Source organism: Ruegeria sp. BB1 (genome assembly GCF_056539465.1).
Genome location: NZ_JBQFVB010000016.1, coordinates 1 through 16,339 on the forward strand (window position 1 = coordinate 1; position 16,339 = coordinate 16,339).

Sequence of the window (16,339 nt, forward strand, 5' to 3'; positions counted from 1 at the left end):
TGTCTCTGGATGGCCGTCTGATCGACTATGCCTCAATCCGTCAGGCCGAAGTGCTGGTCGAAAAAGCAGGCCAGATCGCAGCGGCTTGATCGCATCATGACTGCGCAATCGTCCATATCGCTGCGCGATAGAGCCGCCGCCATCTTTGCCGAAGCCGTCGCTGCGGCTGACCCGGCGAAGTGCCTGCGCCAGCGGTTGCAATCAACCCCATTGCCATCACCAGAACATGGCGGGCGAAGCATCCTGATTGCAATTGGGAAGGCTGCCCCTGCCATGATGGAGGAGGCATTGCAGCATGTTCAGGGCGATCACGTCGCCCTGATCGTAACCCATAGCGACAACCGGAGCGAAGTCCCCGGTGCGACGGTTTTGACCAGCGGGCACCCCATCCCGGATGAACGCGGTTTGAAAGCCGGGCGACAGATCATCGCATTGCTCAGCGCAGCACGTAAGCAGGATCAAATCATTGCACTGATCTCCGGCGGGGGGTCGGCCTTGGTTCCCGCGCCTGTTGATGGTTTGACCCTTTTGGACAAAATTGCGGTCAATCAGGTTTTGTTGTCTTCCGGGCTGGACATCGCTCAGATGAACCTTGTGCGCCAGCACCTGAGCCAGCTCAAAGGCGGCGGGTTTTTGCTGCACGGCGCACCTGCCCCGATCACGGCGTATATCCTGTCGGATGTCATCGGTGATGATCTTCGGGCCGTAGCCAGCGGACCAACCGCCTTACCAATCGGCAGCCACGCGGACGCCCGCAGAACCTGCATCGAGGCCGGGATCTGGCACCGGCTACCAAAAGCCGTCCGTGCCCATCTGGAGAAGAGTATTCCTGAACATTCCATAGCAGTTGAGGCAACAAATAGCCTGATTGGGTCGAACACAATTAGTTTGGAAGCCGCGTTTCGCTATGCGGCGCAGAACTACCGTACTGAAATTGTGTCCGACGCGTTGATTGGAGATGTGTCCGACGCGGCTGAACGGATTTTCCAAGCAGCTTTGTCCGCCACTTTGAACCGCCCAACCGCCCTGCTGTTTGGTGGTGAAACGACTGTACGTCTGCAAGGAACGGGTTGCGGCGGGCGCAACCAGGAATTGGCACTGCGCGTCGCCCAACTGACGCAAGACCGCACGATACCCGGAAATTGGATTTTTCTTAGCGGTGGTACGGATGGCCGCGATGGCCCAACCTCGGCAGCTGGCGCGATAGTGGATGCAGGGACGCTCACCCGAATCCGCGCGTCGGGACATGACCCTACCGCTCTGTTGGCGAGCAACGACAGTCATAAGGCTTTGACGCTGTCTGGTGATCTTCTGATGACCGGAGCGACCGGGACCAATGTAGCCGACATTCAGATAATGCTGCTTGGGTCTAACGTTTGAAAGCCCGCGAATAGATGGGCAGATACTTAGATCCGTATTAAGCGATCTTCAGGTTTCAAACTCATCAAAGAGACACACACCGACCACAATTGCTGGATGCTGGCGAGGAACGATTTCGAACTTAAGCCGAACTATGACAAAGTGATCAAGGGTGTCGGAGAGTTGTCACACCAACTTATAGTCGACAAAGAAATTCTGATGTTCGAATTTCGAGCGGCCCCTGTTTGTCTCACTCTCGGAGTTAGAGATGGTTGTTTTCAATGCGAACATTCAGGCCTTAGTGCAACCAATTATCCAGATTCGGTATATTCTCGATTGCTACCCACGGCGGTTCTATCACAGAGGTCAGGCATGCTATCGGGAATACCGTCTAGTCATAGGAATTTGAGTTCTAGAATTTTTCTGTCAGCATCATTATTTTACTAGCAGGAAAAAATGGTGCTATGGTAGACCGAGTTGGATTGGGTAATGCACGTCGTCTTGTTGCAGAACCCGTTCGGACAAGTGTAGCAAGACATTGAAAGAATGAAATTGAAAAAAAACGACAAAGAAATGGCGACAAATCTGACACAGGATCCGCATTCTGTTCGCTCGGGTGACAGAGAAAAAGTTCTTGAAGTTGCCATTGGTCGCGAGGTTCGCGCTTTTCGCAAAAAGCAGGATACTACGGTCGCGGAATTGGCTCAGCTGACCGGATTGTCGATTGGTATGCTGTCCAAGATCGAAAACGGGAACACATCGCCTTCCCTGACGACTTTGCAATCGCTTGCTGATGCGCTTTCAGTTCCTCTGACAAGCTTTTTCAGACAATTTGAAGAGCGCCGCGAGGCGGTTCATACCAAAGCGGGTGAGGGCGTCGAGTTAGAGCGCGAAGGAACACGCGCCAATCATCAATATAATTTGTTGGGGCATATTGGTGCCAACGGTTCTGGGGTAATCGTAGAGCCCTACCTGATCACCCTGACCGTTGAATCCGACGTGTTCCCAACATTTCAACATGATGGAATCGAGACGATCTACATGCTGGAAGGCGAGGTAGATTACCGCCACGGAGACAAGATTTACCCTCTGAAACCGGGTGACACCTTGTTCTTTGACGCCGACGCACCGCACGGTCCGGAACGGTTGGTGAATCTGCCGGCACGCTACATTTCAGTGATCAGCTATCCGCAGACAAATTGACCGGCTTGCGCAACAAGAAATCCGTGGGTCTGTCATAGCCGACGTGGCTGCCGGTACTTACGATTGTAAATCCAAGCCTTGAAAACACACGGTGGTTTTCAGTGAGTTCCACGCGCGTTTCCAGTTCCAACGCTGATAGACCAAGGTCTGCTGCACGACTTGCAGCGTGATCTACCAAAGTGCGGCAGATACCCCGCCCCCGCATTCCTTCCTTCACCGCCAGCTTTCCTAGGTACAAGTTGTTGGCTTTGGGCGTCAAAAACATGCACGCGAATAGCGGTTGGCCCATGGCCCAGATTTCACCACCACCCCTGCAATGCGCCTGCATTCCTTCCACCGTTAGATTATGGATAGACGAAGGAGGATTAATTCGGGCATCCATATACCGAAATGACGCGCGAAGCAGTGCAAGCGCGTCATACAATGCGAAGTCATCGGGCTGAATGAGCCAAGGTGTTTTGCCTGCATCAGTCATATGAGCCAAAACACGTCAAGGTGATCGCTTACTTTGACAAAGGCGGCTCTGTTTCCAGATCCGGCCATATACCGGGAGAGGTCGGTAATCCGTCGTCAAACTGACTAAGGTAGTCCAACATCATTGGGCGGTTGTCGATAAACCCCTTGTAGGTGGCGAGTTCAACCGGAAGGTCGCGAACAACACGGTGCAGCCGGCGACCCCATTTCGGAACCGTCATCAGATCTTGAAAACTGCAAAGATAGCAACGGATTGGGAATACTAGCGCGTTTGATCGCGGCAATCGGAAGAATGTTTGCAATTCGACCCGAAGATGCTGCTTATGGGCTATGTTTTCGGGCGTCAGTGTGGTCTTTTGGATGCCCCATTTGTGATAGTTTTCCGGGCTGGTATCCAACAGCGGGTTCACCGTCATGGTCCAGTTCAGCCGCCGTGCTGGAGCGCCCTGTTGAATGTTCAGCAGAAACTTCAGCGCGCGCTTGAAAATCCCCATTTCATGGGCTTTTGGAACCGGCGCGTGCCATTCGAAAAAATTCATGCCGATGTCGAAATCCAGGCTCCAATCGGCCTGGGTCGTGACCATACCAGCGTCCATCCACAACATCTCGTCCCGCTGGTCCAGCACTGCGAAATCGCCTTGCGCCTGACGGGTAATGTACTCCATCGGCCCGTAAGGCAGCGTGGTTTCATCCATGAAGGTAAAGCTGTGATCGATCCCCAGTGGCTTGTTGATCCAGCGCCACTGGTTGCCGTTACGGTGCAGTTCGAACAGGTCCGGGTAGTCCTCGGATTTGCTGACCATGATCAGTTCCAGCAGGTCCCAGCCCGCCAAGGTCATATGCGGCAGAGACTGACAGCGCAGCGGGTCCTGATCAAGAACGATCGCACGGTCTTTCATCTCGGACACGTAATGTTCGTCTACGTCGAACCGCATCTCATAGACCGAACCCTTGGGGCCACCCCTATGCTGCTCCATGTTGACCGAATACATGTAGCTGTCTTCGTGGAACGGAAACGGAAAGCGTTTGATCGCCCATTCCGAGTTGTGGAACGTATAGTCGTCGCGGAAGGACTCGTCGTTGAATTGAATGGTCATGGTGGGCCTCCTCTCAGCGGTCCAGCACGAGGGACTTGCCCTCGAAACGCGATACGCAGGGCATGATTTTTTTGCCTGCTGCCTTTTCTTCGTCGGTCAGCCAGTGATCGCGGTGAACAAAGTTGCCGTCGTGATCCAACACAACGGTTTCGCATTGGCCACAGGCCCCGCCACGGCACAGATACGGGGCGTCGACACCTTCGCGCTCGATAGCCTCCAGAAGGCTTTCGTTTTCACCCACATGAATGACCTTGTCGGAAGACGCCAGACGCACTTCAAATGGTTTGCCGGGCTGAGGCGCCAAGAACTCTTCGTAATGCACGCAATCTTCGGGCCAGCCTTCAGCGGCGGCAGTATTGCGCACCCAATCGATCATGCCCTTTGGTCCGCAGACATAGACATGGGTGCCCAGTGGTTGCCCGCTGAGAAGGTTTTCCAGATCAATCGCCTGATTCTGATCGTCGTAATACAGATGCGTTTCGTTTGGATGCCTGTCTGTCAGTTGATCCGCATAAGATGCCAGCGCCTGATTGCGACAGGCATAGTGCAGCTCCCAATGACCGTGCAGCAGTTCGAGCTGTTTGATCTGCGCCAGAAACGGGGTGATCCCGATACCACCGGCTAGAAACAGGTGTTTGCGGGCCCGCAAATCAAGCGAGAACAGGTTGACCGGGTAGCTGATGGTCATCTCGTCGCCCAGCTTGACCTGACGGTGCATGAACAACGACCCTCCCCTGCCCTGATCATCGCGGCGAACCGAGATCGTATAGGATGATTGATCGAACGGATCGGACATTAGGGAATAAGGGTTGAGCCGCGTGATGCCGCCATCCTGCATTTCGACCACGGTATGTGCACCGCCCGAAAAGGTTGGCAACTGACTGCCGTCAACGCGTTCGAACCGGAACCGTGTTACCAATTCGTTCAGCGGTGTAATTTCTGTAACTTTGACCTGAATTTTCTCTGCGCCACTCATTCGTAGATTCCCTTCGGCTCGGGCACGTTCCCATGATCCTCGGCGTCAACGCGGACGCCCTGATAGGCGGCAAGGCGGCGGGAATAGTGGTCGCGCACAAAAAGGTTTAAACCACAGTGCGAGCAGACAAACGGATCGACCTCGACATCATCGGTAATGCCCTTGCAGTGCACACATTGCATACGGCGCGCAGTCGTGCCGCGATGCTCGGTCTGGATCGCGGTATGTGGCAAGCCAACGGCCATCACCTCATTCATAGCCTGACCCATCATGCCCTCTGTGCCGGTCAGATAGACCTGCAACCCCATATGCGCGTCCTCCAGCACACGGCGAATGCGCTGTAGCGCGGCCTCATAGGACGGGCCTTCGTAGAATTGCGCGGGATTCAGCGCTTGCAGTTTTGTCGTGAAATCCGTCCCTTTGGGAATATAGATCAAGTGGGTTTTGGCCATCAGGTCAGGTGTCGCGATGTCAAGAACGGCTTCGGCCCCTTCGGCCTCGGCGATCATGAGATGATGTTCACCTGAGCGAACCTCTAGCGTACCCCAGACCGGGCGGCTTGCGATTGACTTGGGAAATTCGAACTTTGACATTTTGCCCTCAAATAGAAAAAGGGCGCCTCGGTGTGTCCGTTGCGCCCCCTTAAACTCAGCCCTTTGCGGTTCTGATAGATTTGTCCTGGTCGTAGAACGGCATCTCTTCCGCAGTCGCTGCTATTTCTGTCCCGTCGCCGTTTCGTACCGTCAGCTGGGTGCCGGGTGAGGCACAGGCGACTGGCATCCGCGCGATACCTACGTTGTGGCCATTGATCTCGGAATACATGCCGAAGGTGACAACGCCGACCTTTTCGCCGTTTTGCAGCAGATCCGCACCCTCATCCGCCGGAATTGTACCGTCCAGTTTGACACCGTAGATCTTGAACCGCTCTTTACCTTTCGAGGCGTAGTGGTTCTCGGCACCGATAAAACCAGTTTTGCCCGGTGAGACTGTAAATTCCAGGCCCAACTCCCAAAGCGTATCTCCGCATGTTTCATCGTCGAACGGATAGGTTTCCGAATTGTCGCCTGGATAGAACAGAAGGTAGCTTTCGGTTCGCAGCAGATCGAGTGTCGAGAACTGGACCGGAACGATGCCCATATCCTTGCCCTCGGCCAGGATGTTGTCCCAAAGGTGCACGGCATGCTTGGCCTGACAGAAAATCTCGTACCCGCGTTCACCGGTGTAGCCGGTCCGCGAAATCATCACCGGGCAGCCATAGAGCTTGGTTTGCATGATACCGAAGTAGGCCAGATCACGAATTCCGGGAACATGCTTGGCCAGGAAGTCCACCGCAACCGGTCCCTGCAAAGACATGTCGTGCATGTCGTCGTCAAAGATGACCGAACAATTCTTGCCAGCCGCCACTGATGTCAGCTGCTCCATACCCGTTCCTGTGCCGTGCACGACAAGCCACGTGTTCACTGACAGGCGGTAGATGATGCAATCGTCAACGAACTTGCCTTCGGGATTCAGGATCGACGCATAAGTCGACCGACCCGGCATGATCTTTTCCACGTTCCGCGTGGTAACGCGGTCAATAACATAAGCCGCATCTTCGCCGACCACGTGAACCTTTTTCAGACCCGACACATCCATCAGACCGGCCTTAGTACGGATGGCTTCGTAATCCGCCTTGGCGCGTTCCGGGCTATGGTCATAGAACCATGCGGTTCCCATACCGTTCCAGTCTTCTAACTCGCCGCCGATCTCGGCATGGCGCTGCGCAAGGGCGGACGTCCTCCAAAGAATGGCCATTGTTCAGCTCTCCCGTTGATTGCTTTTTTGTTGACCATATTGAGGCCGATGTCAGATTGAAAATCAACACCCATGTGCAGATTTTTTTCCTGTTGGGAATATTAGGCTGCAATTTGTGCACCCTAATACAAATTACCGAGAATGACATAAGTGGTTATTTATCAATGCCATGGGTTGAATTTCGATGGGCCTAAAAGTGCATGAACCAAATGCCTAAAAGATGTTTGCCCCACATATCTATTGACAGGTCGCCAATGAAATTGTCCCCTGAGTAGATAAATATTCCCAGCAGGAAATTCTTCGCAGAAAGACCTCCTGCTGCAACAACAGGGAGACTACGAAGTGGATGGTAATCTAAATGCACTAACGACGGTCTTTACCGAGTTCTACTACTGGGTAACGGTCGTTTTCATGTTCCTGATCCATGTGGGCTTTTGCATGTACGAGGTCGGTGCCAGTCGTGCCCGCAACCATATGCACACATTGATGAAAAACATCATGATCATCCCGCTGGTAACGGTCACATTCTTCTTCTTTGGATGGTGGATTTACTGGGCCTTTCCGAACTTTCCGTTCTGGGGCGGTCTGGACACCGAAGCGGGCGCTGCCAATCTGCCCTGGGCTGATACGATGGCGACCAATTTAGGTGACAGAATCACCGGCGTCTTCTGGGCCGCGTTCTTGCTGTTCTCATGGACTGCCGCCTCGATCGTTTCAGGTTCTGTAATCGAGCGGATCAGATCTTCTGCCCTGTGGGTCCATGCTGTGATGATTGGTTCTGTCTGGTGGATCATAGACGCTGCGTGGGGCTGGCACTATGGCGGCTGGATGGTACGCCTTCTTGGATACCACGACGCCTATGCTTCAGGCGTTATCCACGCGATTGCAGGTGGTTACGCGCTTGGCGTGATTATGGTTCTGGGCCCACGCCTGGGTAAATTTGCCAAGGACGGTACGCCGCGGGATATTCCGCCGCACAACCCCTGGATGCTAACCATCGGGATATTCCTTATCTACACTGGTTTCTGGGGCTTCTACGCCGCGTGTAACGTTCCAGCGATCTCGCCTGAGGCAATCGACGGCCAAATCACAGGTGTGACTTGGACCGCAACCAACATCTATCTGGCCCCAACTACGCTCTCCGCGATTACCTTCAACTTCCTGATGTCGCTGTCTGGCGGATTGATGGCAGCGTATGTGGTTTCCAAAGGCGACGCCTTCTGGACATTCTCGGGCGGTCTGGCCGGAATTATCACCGCCTCGGCAGGTAACGATCTGTATCACCCGATCCAGGCAATGATCATTGCCGCCATCGGTGTCGTGATCGTTTACAAACTGCACTATTGGGTTGAGCGTCGGTTCAAGCTGGATGATGCCGTTGGGGCTGTCGCCGTGCATGGCTACGCAGGGTTCGTTGGCTTGGTGATTTCGGGCTTTGTCCTCTGGGGTGTGCCTTCTTCTCCATATGAAGGCTACGCGACGATTAACCCGGTCGGTCAAATCACTGGTGCTGTCATCATGTTCTTTGTTCTTGGCTTCTTGCCAGGTTGGATTCTGGCAAAAATCCAATCGGCCGCTGGTGTTCTGCGCATCCCGGAAGAAGTTGAACTTCAGGGTCTCGATTACGCTGAACACCATGCCTACGAAGACGCCAAAGCCGCGATTATTGCAGCCGACAAGGAAGAACTGGCTGCCCGTGGCGTAGCAGCTAAGTAAGGGAGAATAATATGTCTACCAATGGATATACAAATTGGGCCGTGGATCTGGCCGAAGTCGGACCAATCTATCCCTTCCAAGGTTACGAAGTTCTGATGGTCATTGTGGGCGTCATATTCTGGATCGGATGGCATCGCATCCAATTTGTCCGGGAAGGCGAGCACCTTGAGAAAGCCCGTCACACCGGCGACGAAGAAAAAGTGAAAGCACAGCTGGAACGATACTGATCCGGCTTTGAAAGCTGGCAATGGGCATAAATCTAAATTCTTGCCCATTGCCTCTCAGGAAAATTTATTTCCTATGATTATTGATGTCCGTTTGAATTGTTGGTACCGTAGAATCATAACGAAACACACAAGGAGATCTGCCAGCCATGTGCGGAATTGTTGGATTATTCCTCAAAGACCAGTCTCTTGCGCCCCAACTGGGCAATATGCTGACAGACATGCTGATCACGATGACGGATCGGGGCCCCGACAGCGCGGGGATTGCGATTTATGGTGAGGAATCAGGTGGCAAGACTAAGATGACGCTGCAGTCGCCCAATCCCAAGGACGACTTTGCCGGTCTAGCCGAAGAGCTGGGGCAGCACTTAGGCCTGGTGGTAAGCCAGACTGATAATGACACGCACACTGTGCTTGAAGTTCCGGCCGGGCAGTTTGAAGCGGCGCGGGCCGCGTTGGCAGAGATCCGGCCTTCGGTCCGGATCATGAGCCGGGGCGAGATGCTGGAGATTTACAAGGAAGTTGGCCTACCCAAAGACGTGGCCGCGCGCTTTGACATCAGCAGCATGAGCGGCACGCATGGCATTGGTCATACACGCATGGCGACGGAATCTGCGGTCACGACGATGGGTGCGCACCCGTTCAACACCGGACCCGATCAGTGTCTGGTTCACAACGGCTCGCTGTCAAACCACAACTCGCTGCGCCGCAAGCTGCGTCGCGAAGGAGTGGTAATCCAAACCGAAAACGATACCGAGGTCGGTGCCGCCTATCTGACCTGGAAGATGATGAACGGGGCCACCTTGGGTGAGGCGCTGGAAAGCAGCCTTGAGGATCTGGATGGCTTCTTCACCTTTGTTGTCGGCACCAAGGATGGGTTCGGCGTGGTCCGCGATCCGATCGCCTGCAAACCGGCAGTAATGGCCGAGACCGATCAATACGTGGCCTTTGGCAGCGAATATCGGGCGCTTGTGAACCTGCCCGGCATTGAAGACGCCCGCGTCTGGGAGCCGGAACCGGCAACGGTTTACTTCTGGTCCCACAACGACAGCCCGACAACGACGGAAAAGGCCGCCTGACATGCAGACCTATGATCTTGAAGCAAACGGCCTGCGCGGGCTGAACGCAACGCTGCAATCGCAATCCACCGAGACGAACCAAACCAGCTGGGAGGTTGTGAACCCCAAGGGCAGCCACGCGATTGCCGTCGGGCTGGACGCGCCCATCGAAGTGACAGTCAAGGGGTCCACCGGCTACTACTGCGCTGGCATGAACCAGCAGGCGACGGTCAAGGTTGAAGGCTCGGTCGGGCCTGGCGTGGCCGAGAACATGATGTCCGGTCAGGTGATCGTCGATGGCGATGCCAGCCAGTATGCCGGGGCCACGGGTCATGGCGGGTTGCTTGTGATCAAGGGCAATGCAAGCTCGCGTTGCGGAATTTCGATGAAAGGCATCGACATCGTTGTGCATGGCAGTATCGGCCACATGTCGGCCTTTATGGCACAGGCCGGTAACCTTGTGGTCTGTGGCGATGCAGGCGACGCGCTTGGCGACTCGCTGTATGAAGCGCGACTGTTCGTGCGCGGCTCGGTCAAAAGTCTCGGCGCTGACTGCATCGAGAAAGAGATGCGCCCCGAGCACCTGGAGATTCTGAAGGACCTGCTGGATCGCGCAGGCGCGGACGCCAGTCCGGAAGAGTTCAAACGCTACGGCTCAGCTCGCGAACTGTACAACTTCGACATCGACAATTCCGCCGCTTACTGAGGAAGAAGGGTATGAAAGATATGGACGATCAGATCCCCCGCACCCTGCCGATCCAGTCGGCGACATTTTCCAACCCGATCAATGCCGAGATCCGTCGCGCCGCCGCGACTGGCATCTATGACATTCGCGGCGGTGGCGCCAAACGCAAGGTGCCGCATTTCGACGATTTGCTGTTTCTGGGCGCGTCGGTGTCACGCTATCCGTTGGAGGGCTATCGGGAACGCTGCGACACCTCGGTAACGCTGGGCACGCGCTTTGCCAAGAAACCGATCGAACTGGACATTCCGATCACCATTGCGGGCATGAGCTTTGGCGCGCTCTCTGGTCCGGCGAAAGAAGCCTTGGGCCGGGGCGCATCGGCAGCTGGCACGTCAACCACCACCGGTGACGGCGGTATGACACCCGAGGAACGCGGTCACTCCAGCAAGCTGGTCTACCAGTATCTGCCCTCGCGCTATGGCATGAACCCAAACGACCTGAGGAAGGCCGACGCGATCGAGATCGTGGTCGGTCAGGGTGCCAAACCCGGTGGCGGCGGTATGCTGCTGGGACAGAAGATTAGCGACCGTGTGGCCGAAATGCGCACCTTGCCCAAGGGTATCGACCAGCGGTCGGCCTGTCGCCATCCTGACTGGACCGGCCCGGATGATCTGGAAATCAAGATCCTCGAACTGCGTGAGATTACAGACTGGCAAGTGCCGATTTATGTCAAGGTTGGCGCGACCCGCCCCTATTATGATACGGCATTGGCGGTAAAGGCCGGTGCCGATGTGGTGGTGATGGACGGGATGCAGGGCGGTACGGCCGCGACGCAGGACGTCTTTATCGAACATGTGGGCCTACCGACGCTTTCGTGCATTCGACCTGCCGTGCAGGCGCTGCAGGATCTGGGTGTGCATCGCGAGGTTCAGCTGGTGATCTCGGGCGGAATCCGCACCGGAGCCGACGTTGCCAAAGCCTTGGCGCTTGGCGCGGATGCGGTGGCCATTGGCACCGCCGCGCTGGTGGCGCTTGGCGACAACGATCCGAAATGGGAAGCCGAGTATCAGAAGCTGGGCACTACCACCGGAGCCTATGACGACTGGCACGAAGGTCAGGATCCAGCAGGCATTACTACACAGGATCCCGATCTTGCCGCCCGTCTAAACCCGGTCGAGGCCGGACGCCGTCTGCGCAACTATCTCAAGGTGATGACGCTTGAGGCACAGACCATCGCGCGGGCCTGTGGTCACAACCACTTGCACAACCTCGAACCCGAAGACCTATGCGCCCTGACCATGGAGGCAGCCGCGATGGCCCGAGTGCCATTGGCCGGTACCAGCTGGTACCCGGGCAAAGAAGGGTTCTGAAAAATAATTGCGCGGCTCTCTGACAAGGGCCGCGTTTTGCATTTGAACAACGAAAAACAACAGGGAAAGGAAAGCCATCGTGACGACAGATCTCGCAGCTTTCGCAAAAGAAAAAGGCGTCAAATACTTCATGATCTCTTTCACCGACCTGTTCGGTGGGCAGCGGGCTAAGCTAGTGCCCGCGCAGGCGATAGCCGACATGCAAGAAGATGGCGCGGGTTTTGCCGGGTTTGCTACCTGGTTGGACATGACCCCGGCGCATCCTGACATGTTGGCAGTGCCGGACCCCTCCTCAGTCATTCAATTGCCGTGGAAGCCCGAGGTGGCTTGGGTTGCTGGCAACTGTGTGATGGAAGGCAAGGACGTCGCTCAGGCTCCACGCAACGTGTTGAGACGCCTGATCGGCGAGGCCGCCGAAATGGGCATGCATGTCAAGACCGGCATCGAGGCCGAGTTCTTCCTGTTGACCCCTGATGGCGAGCAAATCAGCGACCCGTTCGATACCGCCGAAAAACCTTGCTATGATCAGCAGGCGGTGATGCGCCGCTATGACGTGGTGCGCGAGATCTGCGACTACATGCTGGAATTGGGTTGGGGACCCTATCAGAACGACCACGAAGACGCCAATGGCCAGTTCGAAATGAACTGGGAGTTCGACGATGTCCTGCGCACCGCGGACAAGCACTCCTTCTTCAAGTTCATGACAAAGTCGGTGGCCGAAAAACACGGCTTCCGCGCTACTTTCATGCCCAAGCCCGTTGAAGGGCTGACTGGTAATGGTTGCCACGCCCATATCTCGGTCTGGGATGCGCCTGGGGCAGAGTCCAAAACGAACGTCTTTGCCGGTGAAGGCGAAGGCCCGACTGGCGAGGTTGGGCTGGGTGAACAGGGTAAGTACTTCCTGGGCGGGATCATGAAACATGCAAGTGCTCTGGCCGCGATCACCAACCCGACCGTGAACAGCTACAAGCGCATCAACGCGCCGCGCACCATGTCGGGCGCGACCTGGGCTCCCAATACCGTAACCTGGACTGGCAACAACCGCACTCACATGGTCCGAGTCCCCGGCCCGGGCCGTTTCGAGTTGCGTCTGGCCGACGGGGCCACCAACCCCTATCTGCTGCAGGCGGTCATCATCGCCGCGGGCCTGTCTGGCATCCGATCCAAGGCTGATCCGGGGCGGCGTTGGGACATCGACATGTATGCCGAAGGACACACCGTCACCGACGCCCCTAAACTGCCGCTGAACATGCTCGACGGATTACGCGAATACGACAACGATACTGAGCTGAAAGCCATGATGGGTCAGGAATTCTCAAGCGCATTCCTCAAAATGAAACACCAGGAGTGGAACTCCTTCGTCAGTCATTTCTCACGCTGGGAAAAAGACCACACACTCGACATCTAGACAAATCAGGGGCTGCAGACATTCTGCTGCCCCACCCCTTCGGTCAGACGGAGACCCGCACCTCGTGAACATTCTGATTTTCCAGCATACGCCGGGCGAAAACCCCGGAGCGTTTCTGGAACACATTTCGTCATGCGGTGATACGGCCAGCATTGTGCATCTCTATGATGGTCAACCGATCCCGCAGCTCGACGAATTTGATTTGCTTCTTGTTCTGGGCGGTCCGATGGACGTCTGGGAAATCGAAGCTAACCCATGGCTTGTGCGTGAGAAGCAAGCAATCAGGACTTGGGTTCAAGACTTCAAACGTCCTTATTTTGGTATTTGTCTGGGCCACCAACTTTTGGTTGACGCGCTAGGTGGGAAATGCGCACGCATGCAAAAGCCCGAGATCGGTGTGCATTCCATCAATCTGACCGATAACACGCGGGGTGATCCGCTGTTCGAGCTCTTGCCTCATCAATTCCGGGTGCTTCAATGGCATGGAGTTGAAGCTGTTGATCTGCCAGCCGACACATCAATTCTGGCACAATCTGATGCCTCTGCTGTTCAGGCATTGCGGGTTTCGGACTGTGCGTGGAGCGTACAATTTCACCCCGAACTTGTTCAGGGCACGATCCAATCGTGGATGGGCGACCCCGCCAACCATCAATGCGCCGTTGATTGGCTTGGCTCTGCAGATGCAGCGTGGGAAATGGTTTCTGACAGCGACAAAATAGTTGAAGAACAATTCAAGATAACATCCAGTATCTATAACAGATTACGACAGATCTGATCACACGCGATCAACCCGGAACCTCAAGGTTCTTTTCGCTGTCTGCTTCAACCCTCCAATCGGGGACATCGTTGACAAGCATCAGCGCAGCGCGGCGCAATGTTGTGCGCATTTTGTCCACCACTGGACCGTCCATTTCGCAATCTGCCAACGCGGCGTCAAAAGTTTCCAGCCAAAGCTCGGCATCCGCTTCACGTATCGGCACATGCGCGTGGATTTCTCGCAAGTCCATATGACCAAATCGCTCACGATAATATGCACGACCGCCCAAAAACCCGCTCAGGAATTCGAACTGCGCCTGTCTTGTATGAGACAACCCATGACCGCGAAAATGTAGCCTGTGCAGCGAATGCACCGCCGGGTCGGTCTCCATTCGGTCGTAGAACCGCTCGACAAGAGTCCGCAGCTTTTCTTCGCCACCGAGTTGATCCAAAGCCGATGACATAGGTCTCTTCTCCGAGCTGCCGTTTTCAATAAATATTGCATATCAGGAAAATAAGTTTATCACCAGTGACATGTTGGCGCGATTGATATCAAGAGAAGGATACGAAATTTCCGGGCATTCCAAGTTGCGCGAGGTGACCGGATGAGTGCCCTTGCACTGGGTCTGCTGGCAGCATTGTGCTGGGGTTTTCACGATCTTGCCGTGCGATATGTCAGCCAGACCGTCAGTGTCATTGCCGCATTGATGGCCGTGCTGGTTGCAGGGGCACTGTTACAGTTCGGTCTTGTGGCAATTTGGGCTGGGTTCGCCCCTATGTCCGCCAAGGCAGTGTCCTACGCAGTTGTAGCGGGCGGCTTTTACTTGCTGGCTGGCCTCAGCATGTATGCTGCGTTTCAGCGCGGGCCTGTACGTCTGGTTGCCCCGCTTGTCGCCAGCTATCCGGTCCTGTCTGTCACACTTGCGATTTGGCGCGGTTCCGAGGTCAGCATCTGGCATTGGCTGGCAATCATTGCCATTGGTGCCGGCGTGTCCATTGTATCGACTCGATCCGACGACAGTACAGAGTACCCTGCCGCCGGGCCGACGATTGCCTTTTCCATACTCGCTGCAGTCGGGTTCGCTGCAACGTTCGCTTTGGGTCAGTATGCAGCCGAACTGGGCGACGAATTCACTGTTTCATTGATTGGCCGTCTGACCGCTATCCCTGTGCTGGCAGCAATCGCTATTGCATCTCGCAAGTCGCTTTGGCCGGGCACACGAGCCCTGCCCCTGTTGTGCCTGATGGGTGCGCTCGATGCGGTGGCAATTCTGTGCGTCGTGTCTGCCGGGGGGTTGCCCAATGCCCAATACGCGTCCGTTACAGCGTCGATCTTCGGGTTGTTTACCGTTGTATTGGCCTGGGCAATTTTGCGAGAGGAAATGGCTTTCTTTCAATGGCTTGGATGCATCATTGCTTTTGTCGGAATTGGCTATCTCGCGACCTGAGCATCTCTCTTATCCAGCGCAATCCTATGGGCCTGATGGGCTGCAATCGCACTGTTCAGTATGCAATCAACTTCGCCCGGACGAACGGGTCCGGGATAGTGCCATGCCCCGGGGCGAATGAGGTCTTTGTGTCTCTGTAATTCACTTCGCAGGTTGCGTACGTCAATATGCGCAGGCACGTCAGGTAAAAGCAGCACAGCATAGACGTCCACCGCCCCGTTCAGTTGTTTGATCTGAGTTTGACATTCGTCCTGCGACATATCTTTGCCCCAGAATTGCTGATCCAGCGCCATGTCTGTTTGTGCCGCGCGGGTTATTAAAGCGCGGACGCGTGCAACATTCGTCGAAGAGTGGCCAATTGATACAATCACCATACGCGTGGCGCGGCCCGCCAAACGCCAATATTGTAGCACTTTGGAACTGGCCGACTTGCTACCGCCTGAACGAAGAACGGCAGCAAATCTCAAGCTGTCAGGCCTTCGGGCTCTGGCAAGGCATTGGCGCGGCAGCAGGCGGTCAGTGTGTTGGCCAGCAGGCAGGCGATGGTCATCGGTCCGACGCCACCGGGCACGGGTGTGATCGCTCCGGCGCGTTCGGCCGCGCTGGCGTAATCTACGTCACCAACCAGCTTGTTCTTGCCGTCCCGTTCAATTCGGTTGATGCCCACGTCAATCACTGTTGCACCTTCCTTGATCCAATCGCCCGGGATCATCTCGGGGCGGCCAACGGCAGCAACGACGATATCTGCGCGGCGCACAACATCAGGCAGGT

General features: G+C 55.5%; 17 protein-coding genes and 1 pseudogene. 10 read left to right on the top strand and 8 right to left on the bottom strand.

The window, feature by feature from the left end:
* Window positions 1-96: 96 nt before the first annotated feature.
* Both ACR0AL_RS20710 and ACR0AL_RS20715 read left to right on the top strand, forming a co-directional pair.
* Entirely contained in the window at window positions 97-1,380 is a 1,284-nt protein-coding gene (locus ACR0AL_RS20710) for a glycerate kinase type-2 family protein (RefSeq protein WP_480664512.1), read from the top strand.
* 525 nt (window positions 1,381-1,905) lie between these two features.
* Window positions 1,906-2,562: a helix-turn-helix domain-containing protein gene (locus tag ACR0AL_RS20715; protein ID WP_480664514.1), complete on the top strand. Its 657-nt coding sequence runs from the start codon at window positions 1,906-1,908 to the stop codon at window positions 2,560-2,562.
* Here the strand turns inward: ACR0AL_RS20715 and ACR0AL_RS20720 are convergent.
* Genes ACR0AL_RS20720 through ACR0AL_RS20740 form a run of 5 tightly spaced genes read right to left on the bottom strand, consistent with a single transcriptional unit; the run spans window position 2,540 to window position 6,903 of the window.
* Entirely contained in the window at window positions 2,540-3,037 is a 498-nt protein-coding gene (locus ACR0AL_RS20720) for a GNAT family N-acetyltransferase (RefSeq protein WP_480638863.1), read from the bottom strand. The genes ACR0AL_RS20715 and ACR0AL_RS20720 overlap by 23 nt on opposite strands.
* Before the next feature lie 28 nt (window positions 3,038-3,065).
* Complete coding sequence (locus tag ACR0AL_RS20725; RefSeq protein WP_170352115.1) at window positions 3,066-4,133, bottom strand: heme-dependent oxidative N-demethylase family protein; 1,068 nt, start codon at window positions 4,131-4,133, stop codon at window positions 3,066-3,068.
* A 13-nt stretch (window positions 4,134-4,146) separates the two neighbouring features.
* Window positions 4,147-5,109 (bottom strand): PDR/VanB family oxidoreductase, encoded by a 963-nt coding sequence (locus ACR0AL_RS20730; protein ID WP_170352114.1) that lies wholly within the window; start codon window positions 5,107-5,109, stop codon window positions 4,147-4,149.
* On the bottom strand, window positions 5,106-5,702 hold the full coding sequence (locus ACR0AL_RS20735; RefSeq protein WP_170352113.1) for a dimethylamine monooxygenase subunit DmmA family protein: 597 nt from the start codon (window positions 5,700-5,702) through the stop codon (window positions 5,106-5,108). The genes ACR0AL_RS20730 and ACR0AL_RS20735 overlap by 4 nt, the downstream gene beginning before the upstream one ends.
* Before the next feature lie 55 nt (window positions 5,703-5,757).
* Window positions 5,758-6,903 (bottom strand): aminomethyl transferase family protein, encoded by a 1,146-nt coding sequence (locus ACR0AL_RS20740; protein ID WP_170352112.1) that lies wholly within the window; start codon window positions 6,901-6,903, stop codon window positions 5,758-5,760.
* Window positions 6,904-7,245: 342 nt separating this feature from the next.
* Here ACR0AL_RS20740 and ACR0AL_RS20745 point away from each other — a divergent pair, with 342 nt between their 5' ends.
* The 7 genes from ACR0AL_RS20745 (at window position 7,246) to ACR0AL_RS20775 (ending at window position 14,139) form a co-directional block, all read left to right on the top strand.
* Window positions 7,246-8,619 carry an ammonium transporter gene (locus ACR0AL_RS20745; protein ID WP_170352111.1) on the top strand — a complete coding sequence of 458 codons (1,374 nt, stop codon included), beginning with the start codon at window positions 7,246-7,248 and terminating at the stop codon, window positions 8,617-8,619.
* A gap of 11 nt (window positions 8,620-8,630) precedes the next feature.
* Window positions 8,631-8,846 carry a hypothetical protein gene (locus tag ACR0AL_RS20750; RefSeq protein ID WP_170352110.1) on the top strand — a complete coding sequence of 72 codons (216 nt, stop codon included), beginning with the start codon at window positions 8,631-8,633 and terminating at the stop codon, window positions 8,844-8,846.
* 146 nt (window positions 8,847-8,992) lie between these two features.
* On the top strand, window positions 8,993-9,922 hold the full coding sequence (locus ACR0AL_RS20755) for a class II glutamine amidotransferase (RefSeq protein WP_170362871.1): 930 nt from the start codon (window positions 8,993-8,995) through the stop codon (window positions 9,920-9,922).
* Between the two features lies 1 nt (window position 9,923).
* A complete protein-coding gene (locus tag ACR0AL_RS20760; RefSeq protein WP_170362873.1) occupies window positions 9,924-10,607 on the top strand; it encodes a GltB/FmdC/FwdC-like GXGXG domain-containing protein in 684 nt (227 codons plus the stop codon).
* 20 nt (window positions 10,608-10,627) lie between these two features.
* On the top strand, window positions 10,628-11,956 hold the full coding sequence (locus ACR0AL_RS20765; protein ID WP_170352119.1) for an FMN-binding glutamate synthase family protein: 1,329 nt from the start codon (window positions 10,628-10,630) through the stop codon (window positions 11,954-11,956).
* Window positions 11,957-12,035: 79 nt separating this feature from the next.
* A complete protein-coding gene (glnT, locus tag ACR0AL_RS20770; RefSeq protein ID WP_170362875.1) occupies window positions 12,036-13,364 on the top strand; it encodes a type III glutamate--ammonia ligase in 1,329 nt (442 codons plus the stop codon).
* 154 nt (window positions 13,365-13,518) lie between these two features.
* Window positions 13,519-14,139, top strand: a complete 621-nt coding sequence (locus ACR0AL_RS20775) for a type 1 glutamine amidotransferase (protein ID WP_480638859.1) — start codon at window positions 13,519-13,521, stop codon at window positions 14,137-14,139.
* Between the two features lie 10 nt (window positions 14,140-14,149).
* Here the strand turns inward: ACR0AL_RS20775 and ACR0AL_RS20780 are convergent, their stop codons facing one another.
* Complete coding sequence (locus tag ACR0AL_RS20780) at window positions 14,150-14,584, bottom strand: group II truncated hemoglobin (protein WP_170352105.1); 435 nt, start codon at window positions 14,582-14,584, stop codon at window positions 14,150-14,152.
* Between the two features lie 141 nt (window positions 14,585-14,725).
* On the opposite strand from ACR0AL_RS20780, the gene ACR0AL_RS20785 reads away from it, so the two are divergent.
* Window positions 14,726-15,568, top strand: a complete 843-nt coding sequence (locus ACR0AL_RS20785) for an EamA family transporter (protein ID WP_480664516.1) — start codon at window positions 14,726-14,728, stop codon at window positions 15,566-15,568.
* Here ACR0AL_RS20785 and ACR0AL_RS20790 read toward each other — a convergent pair.
* Both ACR0AL_RS20790 and ACR0AL_RS20795 read right to left on the bottom strand, forming a co-directional pair.
* Window positions 15,553-15,861 carry a hypothetical protein gene (locus ACR0AL_RS20790; RefSeq protein WP_170352103.1) on the bottom strand — a complete coding sequence of 103 codons (309 nt, stop codon included), beginning with the start codon at window positions 15,859-15,861 and terminating at the stop codon, window positions 15,553-15,555. The genes ACR0AL_RS20785 and ACR0AL_RS20790 overlap by 16 nt on opposite strands.
* Before the next feature lie 170 nt (window positions 15,862-16,031).
* Window positions 16,032-16,339 (bottom strand): annotated as a pseudogene (locus ACR0AL_RS20795) (bifunctional methylenetetrahydrofolate dehydrogenase/methenyltetrahydrofolate cyclohydrolase); the annotation flags it as partial.

What these genes read in the sequence shown, in the direction of transcription:
- ACR0AL_RS20710 (WP_480664512.1), top strand. Translation starts at nt 97, where the DNA reads ATGACTGCGCAATCGTCCATATCGCTGCGCGATAGAGCCGCCGCCATC.
- ACR0AL_RS20715 (WP_480664514.1), top strand. Translation starts at nt 1,906, where the DNA reads ATGAAATTGAAAAAAAACGACAAAGAAATGGCGACAAATCTGACACAG.
- ACR0AL_RS20720 (WP_480638863.1), bottom strand. Translation starts at nt 3,037, where the DNA reads ATGACTGATGCAGGCAAAACACCTTGGCTCATTCAGCCCGATGACTTC.
- ACR0AL_RS20725 (WP_170352115.1), bottom strand. Translation starts at nt 4,133, where the DNA reads ATGACCATTCAATTCAACGACGAGTCCTTCCGCGACGACTATACGTTC.
- ACR0AL_RS20730 (WP_170352114.1), bottom strand. Translation starts at nt 5,109, where the DNA reads ATGAGTGGCGCAGAGAAAATTCAGGTCAAAGTTACAGAAATTACACCG.
- ACR0AL_RS20735 (WP_170352113.1), bottom strand. Translation starts at nt 5,702, where the DNA reads ATGTCAAAGTTCGAATTTCCCAAGTCAATCGCAAGCCGCCCGGTCTGG.
- ACR0AL_RS20740 (WP_170352112.1), bottom strand. Translation starts at nt 6,903, where the DNA reads ATGGCCATTCTTTGGAGGACGTCCGCCCTTGCGCAGCGCCATGCCGAG.
- ACR0AL_RS20750 (WP_170352110.1), top strand. Translation starts at nt 8,631, where the DNA reads ATGTCTACCAATGGATATACAAATTGGGCCGTGGATCTGGCCGAAGTC.
- ACR0AL_RS20755 (WP_170362871.1), top strand. Translation starts at nt 8,993, where the DNA reads ATGTGCGGAATTGTTGGATTATTCCTCAAAGACCAGTCTCTTGCGCCC.
- ACR0AL_RS20760 (WP_170362873.1), top strand. Translation starts at nt 9,924, where the DNA reads ATGCAGACCTATGATCTTGAAGCAAACGGCCTGCGCGGGCTGAACGCA.
- ACR0AL_RS20765 (WP_170352119.1), top strand. Translation starts at nt 10,628, where the DNA reads ATGGACGATCAGATCCCCCGCACCCTGCCGATCCAGTCGGCGACATTT.
- ACR0AL_RS20780 (WP_170352105.1), bottom strand. Translation starts at nt 14,584, where the DNA reads ATGTCATCGGCTTTGGATCAACTCGGTGGCGAAGAAAAGCTGCGGACT.
- ACR0AL_RS20785 (WP_480664516.1), top strand. Translation starts at nt 14,726, where the DNA reads ATGAGTGCCCTTGCACTGGGTCTGCTGGCAGCATTGTGCTGGGGTTTT.
- ACR0AL_RS20790 (WP_170352103.1), bottom strand. Translation starts at nt 15,861, where the DNA reads ATGGCGCTGGATCAGCAATTCTGGGGCAAAGATATGTCGCAGGACGAA.